Origin of the sequence: Actinomadura sp. GTD37, assembly GCF_041951365.1 — a bacterium.
GTDB lineage: Bacteria > Actinomycetota > Actinomycetes > Streptosporangiales > Streptosporangiaceae > Spirillospora.
Genome location: NZ_JBGNUS010000010.1, coordinates 155,823 through 176,704, shown reverse-complemented (window position 1 = coordinate 176,704; position 20,882 = coordinate 155,823). Strand labels below are relative to the sequence as shown.

The window sequence follows — 20,882 nt, the reverse complement described above, 5'->3', positions numbered from 1 at the left end:
ACGCCGTGCGGGACGGGCGGGGTCACGTGGCCGAGGTGCGGATGATGGGGAGGAGGTAGTGGCGGGCGAAGGCGCGGGCGCCCTCGTCGTCGAGGGGGATGTGGCCTTCGGGGGTGAGGACGAGGGAGTGGGTGAGGCGGACGAGGATCTCGGCGACGACCTCGGGGTCGACGCCGGCGGGAGCGGCGCCGAGGCGCTGGGCGGTGCGCAGGCGGCCGGCGAGGTAGCCGCGCGCGGCGGCGAGCAGCGGCCCCGCCTTGACCGTGGAGTGCGGGAGGAACAGCTCGGGCTCGACGACCATGAGGCGGGACAGCAGCCGCTGCTCGCGGCTGATCCGCAGGGTGACGGCGAAGCCCTCGACGAGGCGCTCCTCCAGGGTGGGGAGCGCGGCGACGGCCTCGTCCAGTTCGGCGAAGAAGCGCCGCGCCTCGCGCAGCAGGACGCCCGTGACCAGGTCGCCCTTGGTGGGGAAGCGCCGGTAGATGGTGGCGCGGCCGAGCCCGGACTCGCGGGCGACGTCGTCCATCGTGGTGCGGCGCGGCCCGTAGGTCTCGAAGGAGCGCAGGGCCGCGTCCAGGATGCGGTCGGTCTGCGGCTCGCTCTCCGGGCCGCCGGTCAGGAGGCTGCGCAGGAGTTCGTCGTCGTCCGGTCGGTCGCTCGTCATCGTGCGGCCGACTCTAGCCGCCGCGCGCCCGCCGGGCCCGGTGCATGGCGCGGGCCGCGACGGGGGAGTGGCGCAGCGGTTCGGGCGTCAGCGCGCCGGCGAGCCGCACGCTCCGCGCGAGGACGTCGAAGCGGCGCTGGTCGGCGGGCGTCCAGCGGAGGCCGAACCGGTCCCGCAGGACGGGCGGGAGCGTGGCGATGCCCGTCGCGCGGAGCACGCGGCCGGGCGGGAGGGCGAGACCGGTCCAGGCCGCTCTCGGCAGCGGCCAGTTCGGGGGCGGCGGCAGCGGCTCGCGGTCGAGCCGGATGAGCAGGTCGACGGTCTCGTTGCGCTCCAGCCGGTCCTCGACCATGCCGTCGAAGTAGGCGCGGAACGCGGCCGGGCCGCCGGGCAGGTGGCGCTCGGTGATGCCGAGGGCGAGGGCGAGGTCGCGCCATTCGCCGAAGAGGGCCGCCTCCTTGACCGGGCTCAGGGCCCGGCCGAAGACCCGCTGGGTCTCGACCATGCCGTGGTAGAGCGTCGCGTGGACCCACAGGTACGCCTCGGGGTTCAGCGCGTGGTAGCGGCGCCCGTCGGCGTCCACGCCCTTGATGTCCTTGTGGATCTCGCGGAGCCGGGACGCCTCGGCGCGGCCGCGGTCCTCGCCCCGGTACCCGAGGAAGTCGAAGGTGGACTCCAGGGTGCGGCGCAGCCGTCCCCAGCGGTCGTGGAGGAAGTCGGAGTGGTCGGCGACGCCCGCGCCGACGACGGGGTGCGCGACCTGCAGGAGCAGCGTGGACCGGCCGGCGAACACGCCGCGCCAGTCGCCCGCGTACCGCCAGGTGAGCGAGGACGGCCCGGGGATGGCGCCCGCCGGCCGGGCCGGCGCGGCGGCGGGGGTGTCGAGGTCTGGCATGGCCCTCGCCCTCGTGAGACGACAATACGAATTTCGTATCACCGTATGCCAGTGCGGGCGGACGCGCTAGTGCGCGGCCAGCGAGTCGAGGGCCTGCTCGGCGGTCGGGTGGGAGACGAGGTGCCGGTCCAGGCCGCTGCGCTCGATGATCGTGCGGAACCGCCGGTCCAGGCGGGCCAGGACGAACTCGCCCCCGGCCCGGTGCGCGGCCTTCCAGAGGATGATGAGCGCGTTCAGGCCGGAGGAGTCGCAGAACCCGACGTCGCCGACGTCCAGGACGACCAGCGGCGGCCGCGCCGCGTCGCGCATGTCCGCGAGGACGTGCTCGCGCAGCAGGTCGGCCGTGAGGATGGTGAGCTCCCCGTCCGCCTCCACGAGCAGGCAGGGTCCGCGGACCTCGCTGCTGACGTGCAGGGCGTCGGCGGCGGAGGGGTCCGCCGGGTCGCCGGATCCGAGAGGCATGGTGATCACCTTCCGTTGGTCGCCGGGCACCCGGCGTACCCGCGAAAGGGGGAGGTCATGCAGGCGCGCCGCCCGGCCGGGCCACCCGGACGCATTCGATCGCGTCGTCGGCGAGCCGCCGGGCGGTGGCCTCGTAGCGGTCCCGCAGCTCCAGCAGGACCTGCTGGCCGCGCACGGCGGGCCACCCGGCGGGCAGGTGCTCGACGGGCAGCCGCGGGTCGGTGCGGACGAGCTGCAGCCACTCGGTCGTCATCCACAGGTAGCGGGCGAGGTCGTCGGGGGCGCGGGGGAGCGGGTCCGGGCGGTCCCAGCGGTCGAGGAACGCCCGGTAGCCGGCGGCCAGCCCGTCGAGGTCGAACGCCTCGCGCAGCATGTGCGGGACGTCCGTCGGCTCCTCGGCCGGGCCCGCGAACACCTTCAGGTGCCCGTTCAGGTCGAGCCCCGCGACGATCGGGCGGACGTCCACCCGGGACGGCGCGATCCACGTGCCGTTGCCGAGCGACCCGAAGCCGGCCCAGGTCAGCCGGGCGCGCAGGTCGTGCCGGACGCGCTGCCACGACTCGGGCATGGAGAACGCGAGGACGGTCCAGCTGCCGTCCCAGTCGGTGTTGAGCACGCCGCGCCGCCAGACGCGGTCCTCGCCGTCGTGCAGGATGCCCTCCGAGCGGGGGGTGAGCCCGAAGTGCATGCGGCGCCCCTCGCGGTGCCGCGCCAGCAGCCCCCGGCCGACCATGCGGGTCAGCGTCGACCGGACGGCGTGCTCGCCCACGCCGAGCCGGGCGAAGGTGTCGATGAAGCTGCCGGAGAACACCGCGACGCCGCGGCCCAGCACGTAGTTGCCGAGGTAGGTCAGCATCAGCGACTGCGGCCGGAGCCTCGGGGACGGCTCGTCCGGCGGCGGGGCCCCGCCCGCGCTCTGTGCACTCACCCGTTCGGCTCCCGTCATCCCGCCAGCGTAACGACGGCGCCGGGGCTCCCCCGGACCGCCGTCACGCTGATGTTGGGCAAATCATTGACTGCCGTGAAATATACGCCTAACTTCGGGCTACGCCCACCCCGGAGGCCCCCAGATGCGCACCATCGTCCCGCTGCTCGCCGCAACCGCCCTGGCCGCCGCCGCGTGCGGCGGATCCGGCGGATCCGGCGGCGGCTCCGCCCTCAAGATCGGCTTCATCGAGTCGCTGACCGGCAACTACGCGCCGCTCGGCGGCGAGGCGAAGAAGACCGTGGAGCTCGCCGTCGACCAGATCAACACCGCCGGCGGCATCGACGGCCGCAAGATCAAGCTGATCACCCTCGACGACCGGACGGCCCCCGACCAGGGGGTGCTGCACTTCAACAAGCTCAAGTCCGAGAAGGTCACCGCGATCATCGGCTCGACGTTCTCCAACGTCGGCCTCGCGGTGGAGCCGCTCGCCGAGCGGGAGAAGATCCCCTACATCTCGCTCGCCCCCGCCGACGAGCAGGTCGACCCGATCCGGAAGTACACGTTCGTGGTCCCGGCGGTCTCCTCGACCTACGCGCAGGCGATGCTGTCGTACTTCAAGGAGCACGCGATCACGAAGGTCGCGGTCGCGTACGACACCAAGAGCGCCTACGCCAAGGCCGGTTTCGCGGGCATGAAGGAGCACGCCAGCCGGTACGGCGTCCAGATCGTCAAGGAGGAGACCTACGAGACGACCGCGTCCGACTTCAGCCCGCTGTTCACGCACGTCCGCGACTCCGGCGCGCAGGCCCTCGTCGCGTGGGCGAGCGGCGCGCCCGGCGTGACGCTCGCCAAGCAGTACCCGTCGTCCGGGGTGAAGCTGCCGCTCTACATGACCGGATCGCAGGCCAGCAAGCTGTGGCTCGACCCGGTCGGGAAGGCGGCCGAGGGCGTGTACGTCCAGTCCGCGATCGGCGTCGTGGGCGAGCACCTGCCGGACGGCAAGCTGAAGCAGTCCGTCCAGGAGATGTCGGGGCCGTTCAAGCAGAAGTACGGGTACGAGCCGCCGCAGTTCGCGATGGACGGCTACGCGGGCGTCAAGCTGCTCGCCGCCGCGATCGACGAGGCGGGCGCCGACCGGGAGAAGATCCGGGACGCGCTGGAGGGCCTCACCCTCGTCACGCCCTGCGGCAAGTACGCCTACTCCAAGACCGACCACTCCGGCCTGAAGCCCACCGACATCTCCATGAACCAGGTCGAGGACGGCAAGCTCGTCCCCACCGAATGGTCGGTGAAGCAGCTCGCCGAGACCGCGAAGGCCGCCGGATGACGACCCTGCTGGAGATCGGCGCCGTCGGGCGCGCGTTCGGCGGCGTGTACGCCGTCCGCGACGTCGCGATGACGGTCGCCGAGGGCGAGACCCGCGCCGTGATCGGCCCCAACGGCGCGGGCAAGTCCACCCTGTTCAACCTGATCAGCGGCCACCTCGCCGCGGACCACGGCACCCTGGCCTACGGGGGGCGGCGGATCGACCGGCTGCCCCCGCACGCGCGCGCCCGGCTCGGGATCGCGATCGTGTTCCAGGGCGCCCGGCTCTTCCACGGCATGACGGCGCTGGAGAACGTCATGGTCGGCGCGCACGCCCGCACCCGGCGCGGCTTCCTGTCCGCCGCGCTGCGGCTGCCCGCGCACCGCCGCGAGGAGGCCGAGATCCGGGCGGACGCCCTGGCCGCGCTCGACCGGGTCGGCCTGCGCGACTGGGCGCACCGCTCGGCGGACGTCCTGCCGCTCGGCCAGCAGCGGTCGCTGCAGGTGGCGCGCGCCCTGTGCGCCCGTCCCCGGCTCCTGCTGCTGGACGAGCCGGCGTCCGGGCTGCGCGCCGCCGAGCGCGAGGCCCTCGCCCAGCTCGTCGAGGGCCTGCGCGCGGAGGGCCTGACGATGATGCTCGTCGAGCACGACGTCGCGTTCGTCGCCCGCCTCGCCGACCGGGTCGGCGTCCTGGACCTCGGCCGCCTCATCGCCGAGGGCACCCCGGACGAGATCCGCGCCGACCCCGCCGTCATCGCCGCCTACCTGGGGGAGGAGGCCGCATGAGTCCTCCCGTCATCGAGGTGGACGACCTCGTCGTCCGGTACGGGACGGCGACCGCGCTCGACCATGTCGGCCTGACCGTCCGCGCCGGGGAGCTGGTCGCGCTCATCGGCCCGAACGGGGCGGGCAAGACCTCGCTCGTCAACGCGATCGCCGGAGTGCTGCGCCCCGCCGCGGGACGGGTGGACCTGCGCGGGCGGGTCGCGCTCGTCCCCGAGGGGCGGCAGATGTTCGACGACCTGACCGTCGAGGACAACCTCGCCCTCGGCGCCTGGCGCCGCCGCCGCGTGAGGGGGGCGCGCGACACCGCGCACGTGTACGAGGTGCTGCCGCAGCTCGCCGACCTGCGCGGGCGCCGGGCCGGGTCGCTGTCGGGCGGGCAGCAGCAGATGGTCGCGTTCGGGCGCGCGCTGATGGCCCGGCCCGACGCGCTCGTCGTCGACGAGCTGTCGCTCGGCCTCGCCCCGCTCGTCACCGCCGGCCTCGCCGAGCACCTGCGGACGCTGAACGCCGAGCACGGCCTCGCCGTCCTGCTGATCGAGCAGAACGCCCGGCTGGCGCTCGACCTGTGCGGGCGCGGCTACGTGCTGGAGGCGGGCCGCATCCGCGCGGAGGGCTCCGCCGCCGACCTCGCGGCGGGCCCCGACGTGGCCGACGCCTACCTCGGCGGACGGCCGGGCACCGAGAAGGAGACATGAGCGCCTTCCTGCAGTACCTCATCTCGGGGATCGCCGTCGGCTGCGGCTTCGCGCTGCTGGCGAGCGGCCTCGTCGCGATCCACCGGGTGACCCGGGTGGTGAACTTCGCGCAGGGCATGTTCGCCGTCGTCGGCGGGATGACGGCCGGGTCCGCGCTGGCGGCCGGGCTGCCGCACGGCGCCGCCGAGGCGGCGGCCGTCGCCGTCGCGGGCGCGGCCGGCCTCGCGGTCGGGATCGCCGCCACCGGGAAGCGGGGCGCCTCCCCGCAGTCGGCGCTGATCGTCACGCTCGGCGCCGGCTTCCTCGCCTACGCGGTGGAGATCATGATCTGGGGCGACAACCCGCGCTCGCACACCGGGCTGCGCGGCGCCGCGACCGTGTTCGGCGCGCACGTCCAGAAGCAGTCGTTCCTCGTCATCGCGGTCACGGCCGTCGTGTTCGCGCTGCTCGCCCTGTTCTTCGGCCGCACCTACGCGGGCAAGGCGCTCAGCGCGTGCGCGTCCAACCCGTACGCGGCGCGCGCCATGGGCATCGACCCGCTGCGGATGGGCCTGGTCGCGTTCGCGATCGGCGGGGCGCTGGGCGGCCTCGCCGGGGTGCTGCTCACCCCGCTGCAGCCCATCTCCTACAACAGCGACGTCCTGCTGATCACCAACGGGTTCGCGGCGGCCGTGCTCGGCGGGCTGAACCGCCCGGTCGTCGCCCTCGCCGGCGCGCTGACGCTGGGCGTCGCCGAGGCGATGGTCGCGGGCTACGGCGAGGCGTCCTACCAGACCGTCGTCGCGCTGGCGCTGATGCTGGCGATCATGATGGTGCGGGCCTCGCGGAGGACCGCGCTGCAGGAGGAGGCCGCCCGATGAGCGTGTCCGTCCGCAAGAACCGGCCGGCGGCCGCGGCGGGACCGGCGCCCCGGCGCCGGCCCGCCCCCGGCACGCTCGCCGCGGCGGCCGCCGCCGGCGCGGCGCTGCTCGCGCCGCTGCTGCTCCCCGAGACGCAGGTGTCGGTGTACGTGCTGCTCCTGCTGGCCGCGACCGTCGTCGTCGGGCTGTCCATGCTGATGGGGTACGCCGGGCAGGTCTCGCTCGGCCAGGCGTCCTTCACCATGATCGGCGGCTACACGGCGGCGCTCACCGCCGTGCACGGCCTGCCGACCTGGCTCGGCCTGCTGCTCGCGCCGGTCGCCGCGGCGGCGTGCGCCGCGCTCGTCGGCGTGCCGCTGCTGCGGCTGCGCGGCCACCAGCTCGCGTTCGCGACCCTCGCGATCCAGCTCATCCTGCTCAGCCTCGTCGGACGGCAGGAGTGGACGGGCGGCGACATCGGCCTGCAGGGCGTCCCGCGCCTGGAGGTCGCCGGGTACGAGTTCGCGAGCGAGATCTCCTACGCCTACCTCGCCCTCGGCGCGCTCGGCCTGGTCGTGCTGCTCACCCGGAACATCGTGGCGTCCCGCCCCGGGCGGGGGCTGCGGGCGCTCGCGACCAGCGAGGTCGCCGCCGCGTCGTCGGGGGTGCCGGTCGCCGTCTACAAGCAGGCCGTGTTCAGCCTGTCCGCCGGGTTCGCCGGGCTGGCGGGCGGCGTCTACGCCTTCTACATCGGCTACGTCGCGCCCGGCTCGTTCCCCGTCCTGCTGTCGTTCGAGTACGTCGTGATGGTCGTCGTCGGCGGCGCCGGGACGATCTGGGGCGCGCTCGCCGGCGCCACCGCGATCACGCTGCTCCTCCAGCTGCTGAACGACGTCGGCACGCGGGAGGGGATGCCCGCGTCGGCGCCCGCCGTCCTGTCCTACGCGGTCTACGGGCTGCTGCTCGTCGCGGTCGTGCTGTTCCTGCCGAAGGGGCTCGTGCCGTCCGCCGCCGCGTGGTGGGATCGCCGCAGGGCCTCGAAACCGATGGAGGGGTGACGCGCATGCGCAACGAGGGACTCGGGTCGTGGCCCGCGCGCCGCGCCCGCAAGACCCCGCGGGCGGCCGCGCTCGTCCACGAGGGGACGACGCTCACCTACGCCGGCCTGCACGACCGCGTCGCGCGCCTCGCCCGCGCGCTGCGCGGCCTCGGGGTCCGGCACGGCGACCGGGTCGCCTACCTCGGCCCCAACCATCCGTCCTTCCTGGAGACGCTGTTCGCGACCGGCGTGCTGGGCGGCGTCTTCGTCCCGCTCAACACCCGCCTCGCCGGGCCCGAGATCGCCTACCAGCTGAACGACTCCGGGGCGTCCGTCCTCGTCCACGGGCCGTCGCACGCCGGACTGGTGGACGGCGTCCGAGGCGCCGCCCCCGTCCGGGAGCACGTCGCGCTCGGCGGCGGCTACGAGGACCTCGTCGCCGCCGCGGACGGCGGCCCCCTCGACCTGCCCGTCGCGCTCGACGACCCCTGCATGATCATGTACACCTCGGGGACGACCGGGCCGCCCAAGGGCGCGACGCTCACGCACGGCAACATCACCTGGAACGCGATCAACGTCCTGATCGACCACGACCTTGTCGCGGACGAGGTGGCGCTGGTGTCGGCGCCGCTGTTCCACACCGCCGGGCTCAACATGCTCACGCTGCCGGTGCTGCTCAAGGGCGGGACCTGCGTGCTCGTCGCCGCGTTCGACCCCGCCGCGACCCTCTCCCTGATCGCGGAGCACCGGATCACCTTCATGTTCGGGGTGCCGACGATGTTCCAGCGGGTCGCCGGGGAGCCGGGCTGGGCCGGCGCCGACCTGTCGTCGCTGCGCATCCTGACCTGCGGCGGCGCCCCGGTGCCGCCGTCCCTCATCGAGACCTACCAGCGGCGCGGCCTCACGTTCCTGCAGGGCTACGGAATGACCGAGGCCGCCCCCGGCACGCTCTTCCTCGACGCCGACCACGCGGTGTCCAAGGCGGGCTCGGCCGGCGTGCCGCACTTCTTCAGCGACGTGCGCGTCGTCGGCCCCGGCATGGCGGACGTGGCGCCCGGCGAGGCCGGCGAGGTCGTCGTGCGCGGCCCGCACGTCATGCGCGGCTACTGGGGGCGGCCCGCCGACACGGCCGCGGTGCTCAGCGACGGCTGGCTCCGCAGCGGCGACGCCGCCCGCCTCGACGAGGACGGCTACGCGTTCATCGTCGACCGCATCAAGGACGTCATCATCTCCGGCGGCGAGAACGTGTACCCGGCCGAGGTCGAGCACGCGATCCTCGCCGCCGCGCCCGGCGTCGCGGAGTGCGCGGTCATCGGCGTCCCCGACGACACGTGGGGCGAGGTCGGGCGCGCCGTCGTCGTCCCGTGCCCCGGCGCGCAGGTGGAGCCGGCGGAGGTGCTCGCCGCCCTGTCCGGCAGACTGGCCCGGTACAAGATCCCCAAGTCGGCCGTGCTCGCCGCGGAGATTCCCCGCAACGCCGCCGGGAAGATCCTCAAGGTGCGGCTCCGGGAGGAGTACGGCGACCCATGACGGCCACCGGCAGGAGCGCCGGGACGCGGCGGCCCACGGTCACCAGCCGCGTCCTGGACATCCTGGAGGCGTTCTCCGCCGACCGCGCCGCGCTGACCATCACGCAGATCGGCCGCCGCGCGGGCCTGCCGCTGTCCACCGCGCACCGCCTCGTCGGCGAGCTGGCCTGCTGGGGCGCGCTCGAACGCGACGCGGACGGCCGCTACCGGATCGGGCTGCGGCTGTTCGAGGTCGCCGCGCTCGCGCCGCGCGGCCCCGCGCTGCGCGCCGCCGCGATGCCGTTCCTGGAGGACCTGTACGAGGCGACGCACGAGAACGTGCACCTCGCCGTCCTGGACGGGCTCGACGTCGTCTACATCGAGCGGATCTCCGCCCGCGACGCCGTGCACGTCTTCTCCCGCGTCGGCGGCCGGTGGCCCGCGCACGCGACGGGCGTCGGCCTCGCGATGCTCGCGCACGCCGACGTGGAGGTGCAGGAGCGCGCGATCGCCGCGCCGCTGCGCCGCTTCACCGACCGGACGATCGCGGGCGGGGCGGAGCTGCGGCGCGTCCTCGCCGAGGTCCGCCGCACCGGCGTGGCGATCAGCGACGGCCAGGTGGAGACGTTCGCCCTGTCGGTCGGCGCCCCCGTCCACGGCCCGGACGACACGGTCGTCGCGGCCGTCGCGATCGTCGTCCCGTCCGACGGCTGGGACGCGCGGGCGCTGGTCCCCGCCGTCCGCGCCAGCGCCCGGGGCATCTCCCGCGCCCTCGGCGCGCCCCGCGCCCTGCGCTCCCCGGAGACGGCGCGGCACGGGCGCTGACCCGGTCTTCCGCTGGACGGAATGGGTGTGGCCCGGGTCACCGTCCCGACGCGATGGTCGTCGTGACCCCGGCACCGACGGAGGAGCGACCCATGGTCTTCGCCCGCAACCAGTGGTACGTGGCCGCCTACGGCCAGGAGGTCGGCGACGGCCTGCTCGCCCGGACGATCTGCGGCGAGCCCCTCGTCATGTACCGGACCCGGGGCGGGGAGGCCGTCGCGCTCGCCGACCGCTGCGTGCACCGCCGCTTCCCCCTCTCGGAGAGCAACCGGGACGGCGACCGGATCGTCTGCGGCTACCACGGCTTCACCTACGCGCCCGACGGCGCGTGCGTCGCCGTGCCGGGGCAGGCCCGCGTCCCGCGCACCGCCCGCGTCCGCGCGTACCAGGTGGTCGAGCGGGACTCCTTCGTCTGGGTGTGGATCGGCGACGGGCGGGGGGACCCCGCCGCCGTCCCGCGCGCGGCGTGGTTCGGCTCGCCGGACTACACGACCGTCCGGGGCATGGAGCCGCTCGCCGCCCGCTACGACCTGCTCGTCGACAACCTCCTCGACCTGTCCCACGAGACCTACCTGCACGCCGGCTACATCGGGACGCCGGAGGTGGCGCAGACCCCGATCAACACGGAGGTGGACGAGGAGGCGGGCGTCGTCTACGTGAGCCGCCGCATGAAGGACGTGGAGTGCCCGTCCTTCTACTCCGAGTCCACCGGCGTCGAGGGCCGCATCGACCGCTGGCAGGACATCGAGTACCACCCGCCGTGCCTCTACCTCCTGCACAGCCGCATCGCCCCCACCGGCGTGGAGCCCGGCCCGGACGGCGACGACTCGTCCGCGTTCCACGTCGAGGTCGGCTACGCCATCACCCCGGAGACCGAGACGACCACGCACGACTTCTGGCTCGTCGCCCGCGACTTCGCCCTGGACGACGCGAAGGTGTCGGCGTTCCTCGCCGAGAGCAACCGCACGGTCGTCCTCCAGGACGTGGAGGCGCTGAACATCCTGGAGAAGGTCATCGCGTCCGAGCCGGACGGCTACCAGGAGCTGTCCATCAACATCGACACCGGCGGCCTCGCCGCGCGCCGCCTCCTCCAGCGGCTGACGTCCCGATGAGCACGGGCCGCCTGCGGGTCGAATGGTCCCCGGGATCGGACACCCTCACCGGCATCTGCCACTGCGGCGCCCGGCACACCGCCGAGGATCCGGCGGAGATCTGGGCCTGGCTCCTGGCCCACCCCGACCACCCCGACCACCCCGCGTGAGCTCACGCCGCGATGTCGCGGCGGCGGAAGGCCAGCAGGCCCGCCGCCGCCAGCGCGGCCGCCGCGGCCGTGAGGGCGATGAGGGGGAGCGGGGTGAAGTCCGCGCCGGGGAGCTTCGGGGTGTGGGTGAAGGGCGAGACGTCCAGGACGGCCTGCGGCAGGTCGAGGAGCGGCCCCATCTGGCCCAGCAGCAGGCAGACGGTCAGGACGCCCCACCCGGCGGCCGCGGCGCGGGGGAGGAGGCCGAAGACCAGGAACGCCGCGGCGGCGACGACCCAGACCGAGGGCAGCTGCGCGAGGGCCGCGCCGAGCTGGCGGGGGAGCTGACCGCCGAGGTCGTGCGTGCGGGCGCCGTGGACGAGGCCGACGGCGAGGCCGGTCAGCGCCAGCAGGACGGCCGTGCCCGCGACCGTGACGGCGAGGTTCGCGACGGCCCAGCGGACGCGGCCGACGGCGGTGGCGAGGACCGGTTCGAGGCGCCCGCCCGCCTCCTCGGCGCGCAGCCGCAGGACGCTCTGCACCGCGTAGGCGGCCGTGAACAGGCCCATCAGGCCCATGGAGGTGGCGAGGAGCGCGTCGGTGAGGTTCCGCTGGCCGCCCAGCTCGCGGATGTGGTCGGCGATCGCCGCGTTGTCGCCGGCCAGGTCGCCCGCCCCGGCCGCGACGCCGCCGACCGCGAGCCCGTACACCAGGAACGCGGCGGACCAGCCGAGGAGCGTGCCGCGCTGCATCCGCCACGAGAGCGCGAGCGGGCTCCGCAGCCACGGCGCCGCGCCGGCCGGGCCGGCCGACGGGGCCAGGATCCCGGCGCCGAGGTCGCGGCGTCCGGTGAGCGCGTACGCGGCGGCGGTCAGCAGCGCGGCCGCCGCGAGCGGGAGGAGCAGGACGGCCCACCGCTCGCCCGCGCACGGGCGCACGTGCTGCGCCCAGCCAATCGGCGACAGCCACGAGAGCCAGTGCGCCGAGCCGGCGTCGGCCACGCCGCGGACCAGGTACGCCGCACCGAGGACGGTGAACGCGAGGCCGTTGGCGAGCCGGGACGTCTCGGCCAGCTGCGCCGTGAGCGCCGCCACGCCGGAGAACACCAGCCCGGCGCCGAACCAGGACAGGCCGAGCGCGGCCGACCCGGCGGCGGGCAGCCCGAAGAGGATCAGCACGGCGGTGGCCACCGCCGCCAGCGCGGCCGCGGCCGTCACCGCGGTCAGCAGCGCGGCGGTCAGCGGCGCGCGGCGGCCGACGGCGGCGGCGCCGACGAGCTCCAGCCGCCCGGTCTCCTCCTCGGCCCGCGTGTGCCGGACGACGAGCAGCACGCACATGACGGCGGTGAACGCGGCGCCGGTCGCGCCGACGCGCCACACGGCGAGCCCGCCGGCCGTGCCGCCGTCCAGGACGGGCCCGTACAGCGCCCGCGTGGACGGGTTGCCGTTGATGCCGCGCGTGAAGCTCGCGAGGGCCTCCGGAGTGCCGTACTCGTGCTCGAAGCTGTAGGCGTTGCTGGAGACGTACGCGGTCAGGCCGTAGATCCACGCCGGCATCATGATCCGGTCGCGGCGCAGCCACATCCTCAGCAGCAGGCCCGTGCCGGACAGGGCGCCCTCGCGGCGGGCGGCGCGGGCCGGCGGGTGCAGGGTCGTGGCGGTCATGAGGCCGCCTCCGCGGCGAGGTCGTCCTCGTAGTGGCGCAGGAAGAGCTCTTCGAGGGTCGGCGGACGGCTCGTCAGGGCGCGGACGCCGATCCGCGTGAGCTGCTGGAGCGCGGCGTCCAGCTCGGGGGTGTCGACCTCGAACTTGATGGTGTTGCCGTCGATCCGGACGTCGTGGGCGCCGGGCAGCGGGACGCCGTCGGGCGGGCCGGCGAGTTCGGCGCGGACGGACGTGCGGGTCAGGTGCCGCAGCTCGGCGAGCGTGCCGGTCTCGACCGCCCGGCCCCTGCGGATGATCGTGACGCGGTCGCAGAGCGCCTCGACCTCGCTGAGGATGTGGCTCGACAGGAGCACGGTCCGGCCCTTGCGCTTCTCCTCCCGCACGCACTCCTGGAAGATCTCCTCCATGAGAGGGTCGAGGCCGGACGTGGGCTCGTCCAGGATCAGCAGCTCCGCGTCGGACGCGAGCGCGGCGACGAGGGCGACCTTCTGCCGGTTGCCCTTGGAGTAGGCGCGGCCCTTCTTCTTCGGGTCGAGTTCGAAGCGGTCGAGCAGCTCGGCGCGGCGCCGCGCGTCGAGGCCGCCGCGCAGCCGCCCGAGCAGGTCGACGACCTCGCCGCCGGACAGGTTCGGCCACAGCGTCACGTCCCCGGGGACGTAGGCGATGCGGCGGTGCAGGGCGGTGGCGTCGCGCCACGGGTCGCCGCCGAGCAGCCGGGCGGTCCCGGTGTCGGCGCGCATCAGCCCCAGCAGGACGCGGACCGCGGTCGACTTCCCGGCGCCGTTCGGGCCGAGGAAGCCGTGCACCTCGCCGGCCCGGACGGCCAGGTCGAGCCCGTCCAGGGCGCGCGTCCGGCCGAACGTCTTGACCAGGCCCTCGGCCCGTACCGCGTCATCCATCGTTCCGCTCCTCGTCCTCGGCGAGTTCCGCCTCGTAGGCGTCGAGTGCCGCATGGCCCTTGCGCACGGTCTCCGCGCCGAGCAGCTGGTCGGCGAAGACCTCGAGGAGGGCGCGCCGCAGCCGCAGCGACCCCCCGGTGGTGAAGGTGTCGGCGCCCAGCACCCGCGACAGGTGCTCGTGCAGCACCTCGACGCCCGCGGCCATCGCGACGACCGCCGCGGCGTAGGCGTGCGGGTCGCGGGTGCGGGGGGCGTTGAACCCGGGCGGCGGGGCGGCGAAGTACCGCTCGGTCGTGCCGACCAGGTCGTCGAACAGCCGGGCCGCGGCGGGGGAGCCGTCGACGAGCGCGCGGGCGAGGTAGCGCCGCACCGGCAGGCCGAGCCGCTCCGCCATGGCCTGGAAGCCGGGATCGCCGACGCCGGGGGTGGCGGCGCTGAGCCGGCGGACCGTGTCGATCGTGTAGGCGTCGCACGCCTCGCGCAGCGCGTCCTTCGAGCCGAAGTGGTGCTGGACGAGCCCCACCGAGACTCCGGCGGCCTCCGCGATCCCGCGGAACGTCGCGCCCTTCATGCCGCGCTCGGCGAACAGCAGCAGCGCCGCGTCCCGGATCCGGGCGCGGGCCGTCAGATCGTCCGCCGCGGGGTCCCCGTCCGCCGTCACGGCCACCTCTCTCCAATACAAGCGTTCAACTTCCAATATGAATGTATACCATACACTTGTATTGTCAATGGCGCGAGCGAATGCGCGACCTTGAACCGGCGAGTTAGCTTAGGCTAGCCTCACCTTGTGCTGTCCCCCGCGCGAACCGCCCCGCCGCGCCCCTCGGTGAAAGGGGGACGGGCCGCACGCCCGCTCCTGCTCGGCGGGCTCGCGGCGGCCCTGCTGCTGGCGGTCGCGGCGAGCCTCGCGATCGGGGCCGGGGACGTCCCGCTCGGGCGGGTGCTGCCCGGCGTGTTCTCCCCGGACGGCGCGTCCCGGCCGGACCTGATCGTCCACGAGCTGCGGCTGCCGCGCACCCTCCTCGGCATCGCCGTCGGCGTGGCGCTCGGCCTCGCCGGCGCGGTGATGCAGGCCCTCACCCGCAACCCGCTCGCCGAACCGGGGCTCCTCGGCGTGAACGGCGGCGCGGCCCTCGCGGTCGTCGCCGTGCTCGCCGCGGTCCGCGTGGACGACGTGCTCGGCTACGTCTGGGCGGCGTTCGGCGGCGCGGCGGGCGCCGCCGCCCTCGTCTACCTGATCGGCGCGCGGGGACGGGGCGGCGCGTCGCCGGCGCGGCTGGTCCTCGCCGGCGCCGCGCTGAACGCCGTCTTCAGCTCGCTGACGGCCGGCGTCATGCTGCTCACGCCGGGCGCCTTCAACGGCTTCCGGTTCTGGCAGGTCGGCTCGCTCGGCGGCCGGGACACGGCCGTCTTCTACCGCGTCCTCCCGTTCGTCGTCGCGGGGGCGGTCCTGGCGCTGCTGCTCGCCCGTCCGCTGAACGCCCTCGCCATGGGCGACGACGCGGGCCGCGCCCTCGGCTCCAGCCCCGGCCGGACGCGGGCGCTCGGCGCGCTCGCGGTGGTGCTGCTGTGCGGGTCGGCGACGGCGGCGGCCGGGCCGATCTGGTTCCTCGGGCTCGCCGTCCCCTTCATCGTCCGGACGGCCGTCGGCCCCGACCAGCGGATCGTCCTGCCGTGCTCGCTGCTCCTCGCGCCCGTCCTGCTGCTCGGCGCGGACGTCGTCGGCCGCGTCGTCGCGCCCGGCGAGCTGGAGACCGGCATCGTCACCGCGTTCCTCGGGGCGCCGCTGTTCGCCGTGATGGTCCGGCGGGGAAGGACGCGCGACCTATGAGGGTGCTGCGCGCGGGCGGGGTCTCGCTCCGCTGGGAGCCGCGGGCCGCGGCGGTGTGCGGGGCGCTGGCCGCGGTCGCCGCCTGCGCCGCCGTCCTCGTCGTCGGCTCGGGCGAGTTCCCGATCTCCCCGCCGGACGTGGTGCGCGCCGCCGCCGGGCAGGGCGACCGCGCCACCGAGTTCATCGTCCAGACGCTGCGGCTGCCGCGCGCCGTCACCGGGCTGCTCGCCGGGCTCGCGCTCGGGCTGAGCGGCGCGATCTTCCAGAGCATCTCCCGCAACCCGCTCGGCAGCCCCGACCTGATCGGCTTCACCACCGGCTCGGCGTCCGGCGCGCTGCTGCAGATCCTCGTGTTCGGCGGCGGCGCCGTCGCGATCACGGTCAGCTCGGTGGCGGGCGCGGTGCTCACCGCCCTCGCCGTCTACCTGGTCGCCTACCGGCGCGGCGGCGGCGTGCACGGCGTCCGGCTGGTGCTGATCGGCGTCGCGGCGGCGGCCATGCTGGAGGCGCTGAACTCCTACCTCATCACCCGCGCCGAGCTGCGGGAGGGCTACGAGGCCGCGTTCTGGCTGACCGGCAGCCTCAACGGGCGCGACTGGGACCAGGCCGTCCCGCTCGCGCTCGCGCTGGCCGTGCTCGTCCCGGCGGCTCTGCTGCTCGCCCGCCCGCTCGGCATGGGCGAGCTGGGCGACGACGCCGCGCACGCGCTCGGCGTGCCCGTCCAGCGGACCCGCGCGCTGCTCACCGCCGCGGGGGTGGGCCTCGTCGCGGCGGCGACCGCGGCGGCCGGGCCCGTCCCGTTCGTCGCGCTCGCCGCGCCGCAGCTCGCCCGCCGGCTGACCCGCCGTCCCGGCGCGCAGCTGCTGCCCGCCGCGCTGACCGGCGCCGCGCTGCTCGCCTGCAGCGACCTGATCTCGCTCCACCTGCCGGTCGCGGTGCCGGTGGGCGTCGTCACCGGGGTCCTCGGCGGCGTGTACCTGGCCTGGCTGCTGTCCACCACGGGACGGAAGGGGACGACGTGACCGACTTGCGGGCGGCGCGGCTGCGCGCGGAGGACCTCACACTCGCCTACGACAAGCGCGTCGTCGCCGAGGGCCTCGGCGTCGAGATACCGGACGGCTCGTTCACCGTCATCGTCGGGCCGAACGCGTGCGGGAAGTCGACGCTGCTGCGCGCCCTCGCCCGGCTGCTGCGCCCCCGCGAGGGCGCCGTCCACCTGGACGGCGAGCCGATCGCGGCGCTCGCGCCGAAGCGGCTCGCGCGGCGGCTCGGGCTGCTGCCGCAGTCGCCGCTCACCCCGGAGGGCATCACGGCAGGCGACCTCGTGGCGCGCGGCCGGTACCCGCACCAGAGCCTGCTGCGCCAGTGGTCGCGGGAGGACGAGGCGGCCGTCGCGGAGGCGATGGCCGCGGTCGGCGTCACCGACCTCGCGGACCGGGTGGTGGACGAGCTGTCCGGCGGGCAGCGCCAGCGGGTGTGGCTCGCGCTCGTCCTGGCGCAGCGGACCGGCATCCTGCTGCTCGACGAGCCGACGACGTTCCTCGACATCGCGCACCAGATCGAGGTGCTCGACCTGTGCGCGCGGCTGCACGAGGAGGGGCGCACGCTCGTCGCCGTCCTGCACGACCTGAACCACGCCTGCCGGTACGCCACGCACCTGATCGCGATGCGCGGCGGCGAGGTGGTCGCCGAGGGCGCGCCCGCCGACATCGTGACGGCCGACCTGGTGGAGCGCGTGTTCGGGCTGCCGTGCCGCGTCATCCCGGATCCGGAGACCGAGACGCCGCTGATCATCCCGGCCGGGCGCCGGACGTTGACGGCGAAAACCCTCTGAATTAGGTTAGGCTTACCTAATTTGAGAGGGGTTCCGTGCTGACCTGGGATGAGCTGCACACCGCGCTGGCCGAGGTGCTGGGCGAGCGCGCGGAGGCCGACGACAACCTCATCGAACTCGGGATGGACTCGATCCGGCTCATGCGGCTGACCGGCCGGCTGCGCCGCCGCGGCATCGAGATCCGCTTCGCCGAGCTGGCCGAGCGCCCGACGCTGGCCGAATGGTGGGACCTGCTCGCCGGCAAGGGCCAGGTGGAGGCGGCGGCCGGGCCGCCCGCGCCGGAACCGGCCGGCGCCGAGCCCGACGGGCCGTTCCCGCTCGCCCTGATGCAGCACGCGTACTGGATCGGCCGCGACTCCGGCCAGTCGCTCGGCTCGGTCGCCGCGCACCTGTACGTCGAGCTGGACGGCCGCGCGATCGACCCGGCCCGGTTCGAGGAGGCCGTCCGCGGGCTGGTCCGGCGGCACCCCATGCTGCGGGTCGCCGTGTCGGACGACGGCACGCAGCGGATCCTGGCGGAGCGTCCCGGACCGGCCGTGACCGTCCACGACCTGCGCCCGCTGGACGACGCCGGGCCCGAGCTGGCGCGGATCCGGGGCGAGATGTCCGAGCAGCGGCTCCCCATCGAGGACGGCCGCGTCTTCGACGCCCGCCTCAGCCTGCTCCCCGGCGGAACCGCCCGCCTCCACCTGGACGTCGACATGGTCGCCGCCGACGCGATGAGCTACCGCGTCATGCTCGCCGACCTCGCCGCGCTGTACGAGGGCGAGGCCCTCGCGCCGATCCGGTACGGCTACGCCCGCTACCTCGCCGACGACCCGCGCGCCTCCGCGCGCGAACAGGACCGGCGGTGGTGGGCCGAACGCCTCGCCGGCCTGCCGGGCCCGCCCGAGCTGCCCGTCGTCCCCGAGCCGGGCGACCGCGTCGAGCGCCTGCACCACTGGCTCGCGCCCGAGGACAAGGACCGCTTCATCGCCCGCGCCCACGCCGAGGGCGTCACCCCGGCCATGGCGCTCGCGGCGGTGTTCGCCGAGGTCGTCGGCGCCTGGTCGGCGACGCCGCGCTTCCTGCTGAACCTGCCGCTGTTCCACCGCGAGCCCGTCCACCCGGACGTGGACGCGGTCGTCGGCGACTTCACCGGCTCGATCATGCTGGAGGCCGACCTCGGGACGGACCTCCCGTTCGCCGAGCGGGCGCGCGCGGTCCAGGCGAACCTGCACACGGCGGGCGCGCACGGCGACTACTCGGGCCTGGAGGTGCTGCGAGACCTGTCCCGGCTGCGTGGTGAGCAGGTCCTCGCGCCGATCGTCTACACGAGCGCGCTGAACCTGGGGGAGCTGTTCGGCGAGCGCGTCCGCGAGCACTTCGGCGAACCGGAGTGGATCATCTCGCAGGGCCCGCAGGTGCTGCTGGACGCGCAGGTGACCGAGGTGTCCGGCGGACTGCTGCTGAACTGGGACGTGCGGGTGCCGGCGTTCCCGGACGGCGTCGCCGCCGCGATGTTCGACGCCTGCACGTCCGCGGTCACCCGCCTCGGCGCGGCCGGGGCCGACTGGTCGGCGCCGCTCGGCGTCGCGGCTCCGGCGTCCCAGCTGCGCGTCCGGCACGGGCTGAACGCGACCCCCGCACCGCCGCCGCGCACGCTGACCGAGGGGTTCTTCGTGCACGCCCGCCGCCGCCCGGACGCCCCCGCCCTGCGGTGGGGCGACGACGGCGCCCTCGGCTACGGCGAGCTGGCCGCCCGCGCCCTGCGCGTCGCGTCCGCGCTCGCGGCCCGCGGTGTGCGTCCGGGCGACCGCGTCTCGGTCGAGCTGCCGAAGAGCCCCGCGCAGGTCACCGCCGCCCTCGGCGTGCTCGCGGCCGGCGCCGCGTATGTCCCGATCGGCCCCGAGCAACCGGACGCCCGCCGCGCCAGGATCCGCGCGAGCGCCGGCGTCGCCGCGTCCCTGGTCCCCGACGCGGCCGGGACCCGGCCGGGCGCCGGTGAACTCGCGATCGGCATCGGCATCGGCGTCGCGGGCGCGGTGCCCGCCGGCGGCCCGGCCGATGCCGAGCCGCTGCCGGAACCGGTGGCCGTCCGCCCGGACCAGGTGGCGTACGTGCTGTTCACGTCGGGGTCGACCGGCGAGCCGAAGGGCGTCGAGGTGTCGCACGGCGCGGCGATGAACACCATCGGGGACCTGGTCGAGCGGTTCTCGATCGGGGCGGACGACGCCACGCTCGCGGTGTCGGCGCTCGACTTCGACCTGTCGGTGTTCGACCTGTTCGCGCCCTGGACGGCGGGCGGCGCGGTCGTCCTGCCGGACGAGGACGAGCGGCGCGACGCCGCGCGCTGGGCCGAGCTGGTGCGCCGCCGGTCGGTGACCGTCCTGAACTGCGTCCCGTCCGTGCTGGAGATGCTGCTGCGCGCCGGCCGCCCGGAGGGCTTGCGGCTCGTCCTGGTGGGCGGCGACTGGGTGGGTGCCCACCTGCCCGCGCTGCTGGCGGAGCGCGCGCCCGGATGCCGGTTCGCCGCGCTGGGCGGGACGACGGAGACGGCGATCCACTCCACGGTGCAGGAGGTCGCGGGCGAGGCGCCGCCCGACTGGCACGCCGTCCCGTACGGGGTGCCGCTGCGCGGGGTCGCGTGCCGGGTCGTGGACGAGCTGGGCCGCGACCGTCCCGACTGGGTGACGGGCGAGCTGTGGATCGGCGGCGCCGGGGTCGCCGACGGCTACGCGGGCGACCCGGCGCGCACCGCGGACCGGTTCGTCGTGCACGAGGGCGTCCGCTGGTACCGGACGGGCGACCTGGCCCGCTACCGCCCGGACGGCGCCCTCGAATTCCTCGGCCGCCGCGACCACCAGGTCAAGGTGCGCGGTTTCCGGATCGAGCTGGGCGAGGTCGAGGCCGCGCTGCAGGACCATCCCGCCGTGGGACGCGCCGTCGCGCTGCTGGCCGGGGGGCGCCTGGCCGCAGCCGTCGTGGCGTCCGGCGACCTCGACGCGGTCTCGGCCCACGCCCGCGACCTGCTGCCGCCGCACATGGTCCCGGAGCTGCTCGTCCGCGTGGACGAGCTGCCCCTCACCGCGAACGGCAAGGTCGACCGCAAGGCCCTCACGGCCCTCGCCGCCGCGGAGAAGGGCGAGGAGTCCCACGCCGAGCCGTCGACGTCGCTGGAGAGGGTGCTGGCCCGGATCGTCGCCGAGGTGCTGGGGGAGGACCGCGTCGGCGCGGACGCCGACTTCTTCGCCCTCGGCGGCGACTCCGTCCTCGCGACAACGGTGATCGCGCGGCTGCGCGAGGCGCTCGACACGACCGCGCTGCCCGTCCGGGTGCTGTTCGCCGAGCGGACCGTCGCGCGCGTCTGCCGCCGCTTCACCGAACTGGAGGAGACGCCGGGACGCCTGGAGGCCGTCGCCGCCATCCGGCTCCAGGTCGAGGCGATGACCGAGGAGGAGCTCACCGCCCGGCTGGGTTGATCGCCCG

General features: G+C 75.3%; 20 protein-coding genes. 13 read left to right on the top strand and 7 right to left on the bottom strand.

Annotated features, from left to right (window positions below):
• Positions 1-22: 22 nt before the first annotated feature.
• The 4 genes from ACA511_RS35635 to ACA511_RS35620 all read right to left on the bottom strand — a co-directional run bounded on the left by ACA511_RS35635 (position 23) and on the right by ACA511_RS35620 (position 2,949).
• Positions 23-664 (bottom strand): TetR/AcrR family transcriptional regulator, encoded by a 642-nt coding sequence (locus tag ACA511_RS35635; RefSeq protein WP_375029120.1) that lies wholly within the window; start codon positions 662-664, stop codon positions 23-25.
• Positions 665-677: 13 nt separating this feature from the next.
• A complete protein-coding gene (locus tag ACA511_RS35630; RefSeq protein WP_375029119.1) occupies positions 678-1,559 on the bottom strand; it encodes an oxygenase MpaB family protein in 882 nt (293 codons plus the stop codon).
• 66 nt (positions 1,560-1,625) lie between these two features.
• Entirely contained in the window at positions 1,626-2,021 is a 396-nt protein-coding gene (locus ACA511_RS35625) for an STAS domain-containing protein (protein ID WP_375029118.1), read from the bottom strand.
• 55 nt (positions 2,022-2,076) lie between these two features.
• Positions 2,077-2,949 (bottom strand): PaaX family transcriptional regulator C-terminal domain-containing protein, encoded by an 873-nt coding sequence (locus tag ACA511_RS35620; protein WP_375029117.1) that lies wholly within the window; start codon positions 2,947-2,949, stop codon positions 2,077-2,079.
• A gap of 142 nt (positions 2,950-3,091) precedes the next feature.
• Between ACA511_RS35620 and ACA511_RS35615 the strand changes: the two genes are divergently transcribed.
• From ACA511_RS35615 to ACA511_RS35575, 9 genes are all read left to right on the top strand, one after another.
• Positions 3,092-4,276 carry an ABC transporter substrate-binding protein gene (locus ACA511_RS35615; RefSeq protein ID WP_375029116.1) on the top strand — a complete coding sequence of 395 codons (1,185 nt, stop codon included), beginning with the start codon at positions 3,092-3,094 and terminating at the stop codon, positions 4,274-4,276.
• Entirely contained in the window at positions 4,273-5,040 is a 768-nt protein-coding gene (locus ACA511_RS35610) for an ABC transporter ATP-binding protein (protein ID WP_375029115.1), read from the top strand. Before ACA511_RS35615 ends, ACA511_RS35610 begins: the two co-directional genes overlap by 4 nt.
• Positions 5,037-5,735 carry an ABC transporter ATP-binding protein gene (locus ACA511_RS35605; RefSeq protein ID WP_375029114.1) on the top strand — a complete coding sequence of 233 codons (699 nt, stop codon included), beginning with the start codon at positions 5,037-5,039 and terminating at the stop codon, positions 5,733-5,735. The genes ACA511_RS35610 and ACA511_RS35605 overlap by 4 nt, the downstream gene beginning before the upstream one ends.
• Positions 5,732-6,595 (top strand): branched-chain amino acid ABC transporter permease, encoded by an 864-nt coding sequence (locus ACA511_RS35600; protein ID WP_375029113.1) that lies wholly within the window; start codon positions 5,732-5,734, stop codon positions 6,593-6,595. The genes ACA511_RS35605 and ACA511_RS35600 overlap by 4 nt, the downstream gene beginning before the upstream one ends.
• Entirely contained in the window at positions 6,592-7,632 is a 1,041-nt protein-coding gene (locus ACA511_RS35595) for a branched-chain amino acid ABC transporter permease (RefSeq protein WP_375029112.1), read from the top strand. Before ACA511_RS35600 ends, ACA511_RS35595 begins: the two co-directional genes overlap by 4 nt.
• Positions 7,633-7,637: 5 nt before the next feature.
• Positions 7,638-9,143: a long-chain fatty acid--CoA ligase gene (locus ACA511_RS35590; RefSeq protein WP_375029111.1), complete on the top strand. Its 1,506-nt coding sequence runs from the start codon at positions 7,638-7,640 to the stop codon at positions 9,141-9,143.
• Positions 9,140-9,946: an IclR family transcriptional regulator gene (locus ACA511_RS35585; protein ID WP_375029110.1), complete on the top strand. Its 807-nt coding sequence runs from the start codon at positions 9,140-9,142 to the stop codon at positions 9,944-9,946. The genes ACA511_RS35590 and ACA511_RS35585 overlap by 4 nt, the downstream gene beginning before the upstream one ends.
• Before the next feature lie 92 nt (positions 9,947-10,038).
• On the top strand, positions 10,039-11,058 hold the full coding sequence (locus ACA511_RS35580; protein ID WP_375029109.1) for a Rieske 2Fe-2S domain-containing protein: 1,020 nt from the start codon (positions 10,039-10,041) through the stop codon (positions 11,056-11,058).
• The gene (locus ACA511_RS35575) at positions 11,055-11,207 is read left to right on the top strand and encodes a hypothetical protein (protein ID WP_375029108.1); all 153 of its coding nucleotides are present in this window, start codon (positions 11,055-11,057) and stop codon (positions 11,205-11,207) included. Before ACA511_RS35580 ends, ACA511_RS35575 begins: the two co-directional genes overlap by 4 nt.
• 2 nt (positions 11,208-11,209) lie before the next feature.
• On the opposite strand, the gene ACA511_RS35570 is transcribed toward ACA511_RS35575, so the two are convergent.
• The 3 genes from ACA511_RS35570 to ACA511_RS35560 are packed head-to-tail and all read right to left on the bottom strand — an operon-like array spanning position 11,210 to position 14,410.
• Positions 11,210-12,850: an ABC transporter permease gene (locus tag ACA511_RS35570; protein WP_375029107.1), complete on the bottom strand. Its 1,641-nt coding sequence runs from the start codon at positions 12,848-12,850 to the stop codon at positions 11,210-11,212.
• Positions 12,847-13,749, bottom strand: coding sequence for an ATP-binding cassette domain-containing protein (locus ACA511_RS35565; protein WP_375029106.1), 903 nt, complete (start codon positions 13,747-13,749; stop codon positions 12,847-12,849). The genes ACA511_RS35570 and ACA511_RS35565 overlap by 4 nt, the downstream gene beginning before the upstream one ends.
• Positions 13,742-14,410: a TetR family transcriptional regulator gene (locus tag ACA511_RS35560; RefSeq protein ID WP_375029105.1), complete on the bottom strand. Its 669-nt coding sequence runs from the start codon at positions 14,408-14,410 to the stop codon at positions 13,742-13,744. Before ACA511_RS35560 ends, ACA511_RS35565 begins: the two co-directional genes overlap by 8 nt.
• A gap of 126 nt (positions 14,411-14,536) precedes the next feature.
• Between ACA511_RS35560 and ACA511_RS35555 the strand changes: the two genes are divergently transcribed.
• The 4 genes from ACA511_RS35555 to ACA511_RS35540 are packed head-to-tail and all read left to right on the top strand — an operon-like array spanning position 14,537 to position 20,875.
• A complete protein-coding gene (locus ACA511_RS35555; RefSeq protein WP_375029104.1) occupies positions 14,537-15,580 on the top strand; it encodes a FecCD family ABC transporter permease in 1,044 nt (347 codons plus the stop codon).
• Positions 15,577-16,602 carry a FecCD family ABC transporter permease gene (locus ACA511_RS35550; protein WP_375029103.1) on the top strand — a complete coding sequence of 342 codons (1,026 nt, stop codon included), beginning with the start codon at positions 15,577-15,579 and terminating at the stop codon, positions 16,600-16,602. The genes ACA511_RS35555 and ACA511_RS35550 overlap by 4 nt, the downstream gene beginning before the upstream one ends.
• Positions 16,599-17,414, top strand: coding sequence for an ABC transporter ATP-binding protein (locus tag ACA511_RS35545; RefSeq protein WP_375029102.1), 816 nt, complete (start codon positions 16,599-16,601; stop codon positions 17,412-17,414). Before ACA511_RS35550 ends, ACA511_RS35545 begins: the two co-directional genes overlap by 4 nt.
• Positions 17,415-17,449: 35 nt before the next feature.
• Positions 17,450-20,875, top strand: coding sequence for an amino acid adenylation domain-containing protein (locus ACA511_RS35540; RefSeq protein WP_375029101.1), 3,426 nt, complete (start codon positions 17,450-17,452; stop codon positions 20,873-20,875).
• The last annotated feature ends 7 nt before the right edge of the window (positions 20,876-20,882 follow it).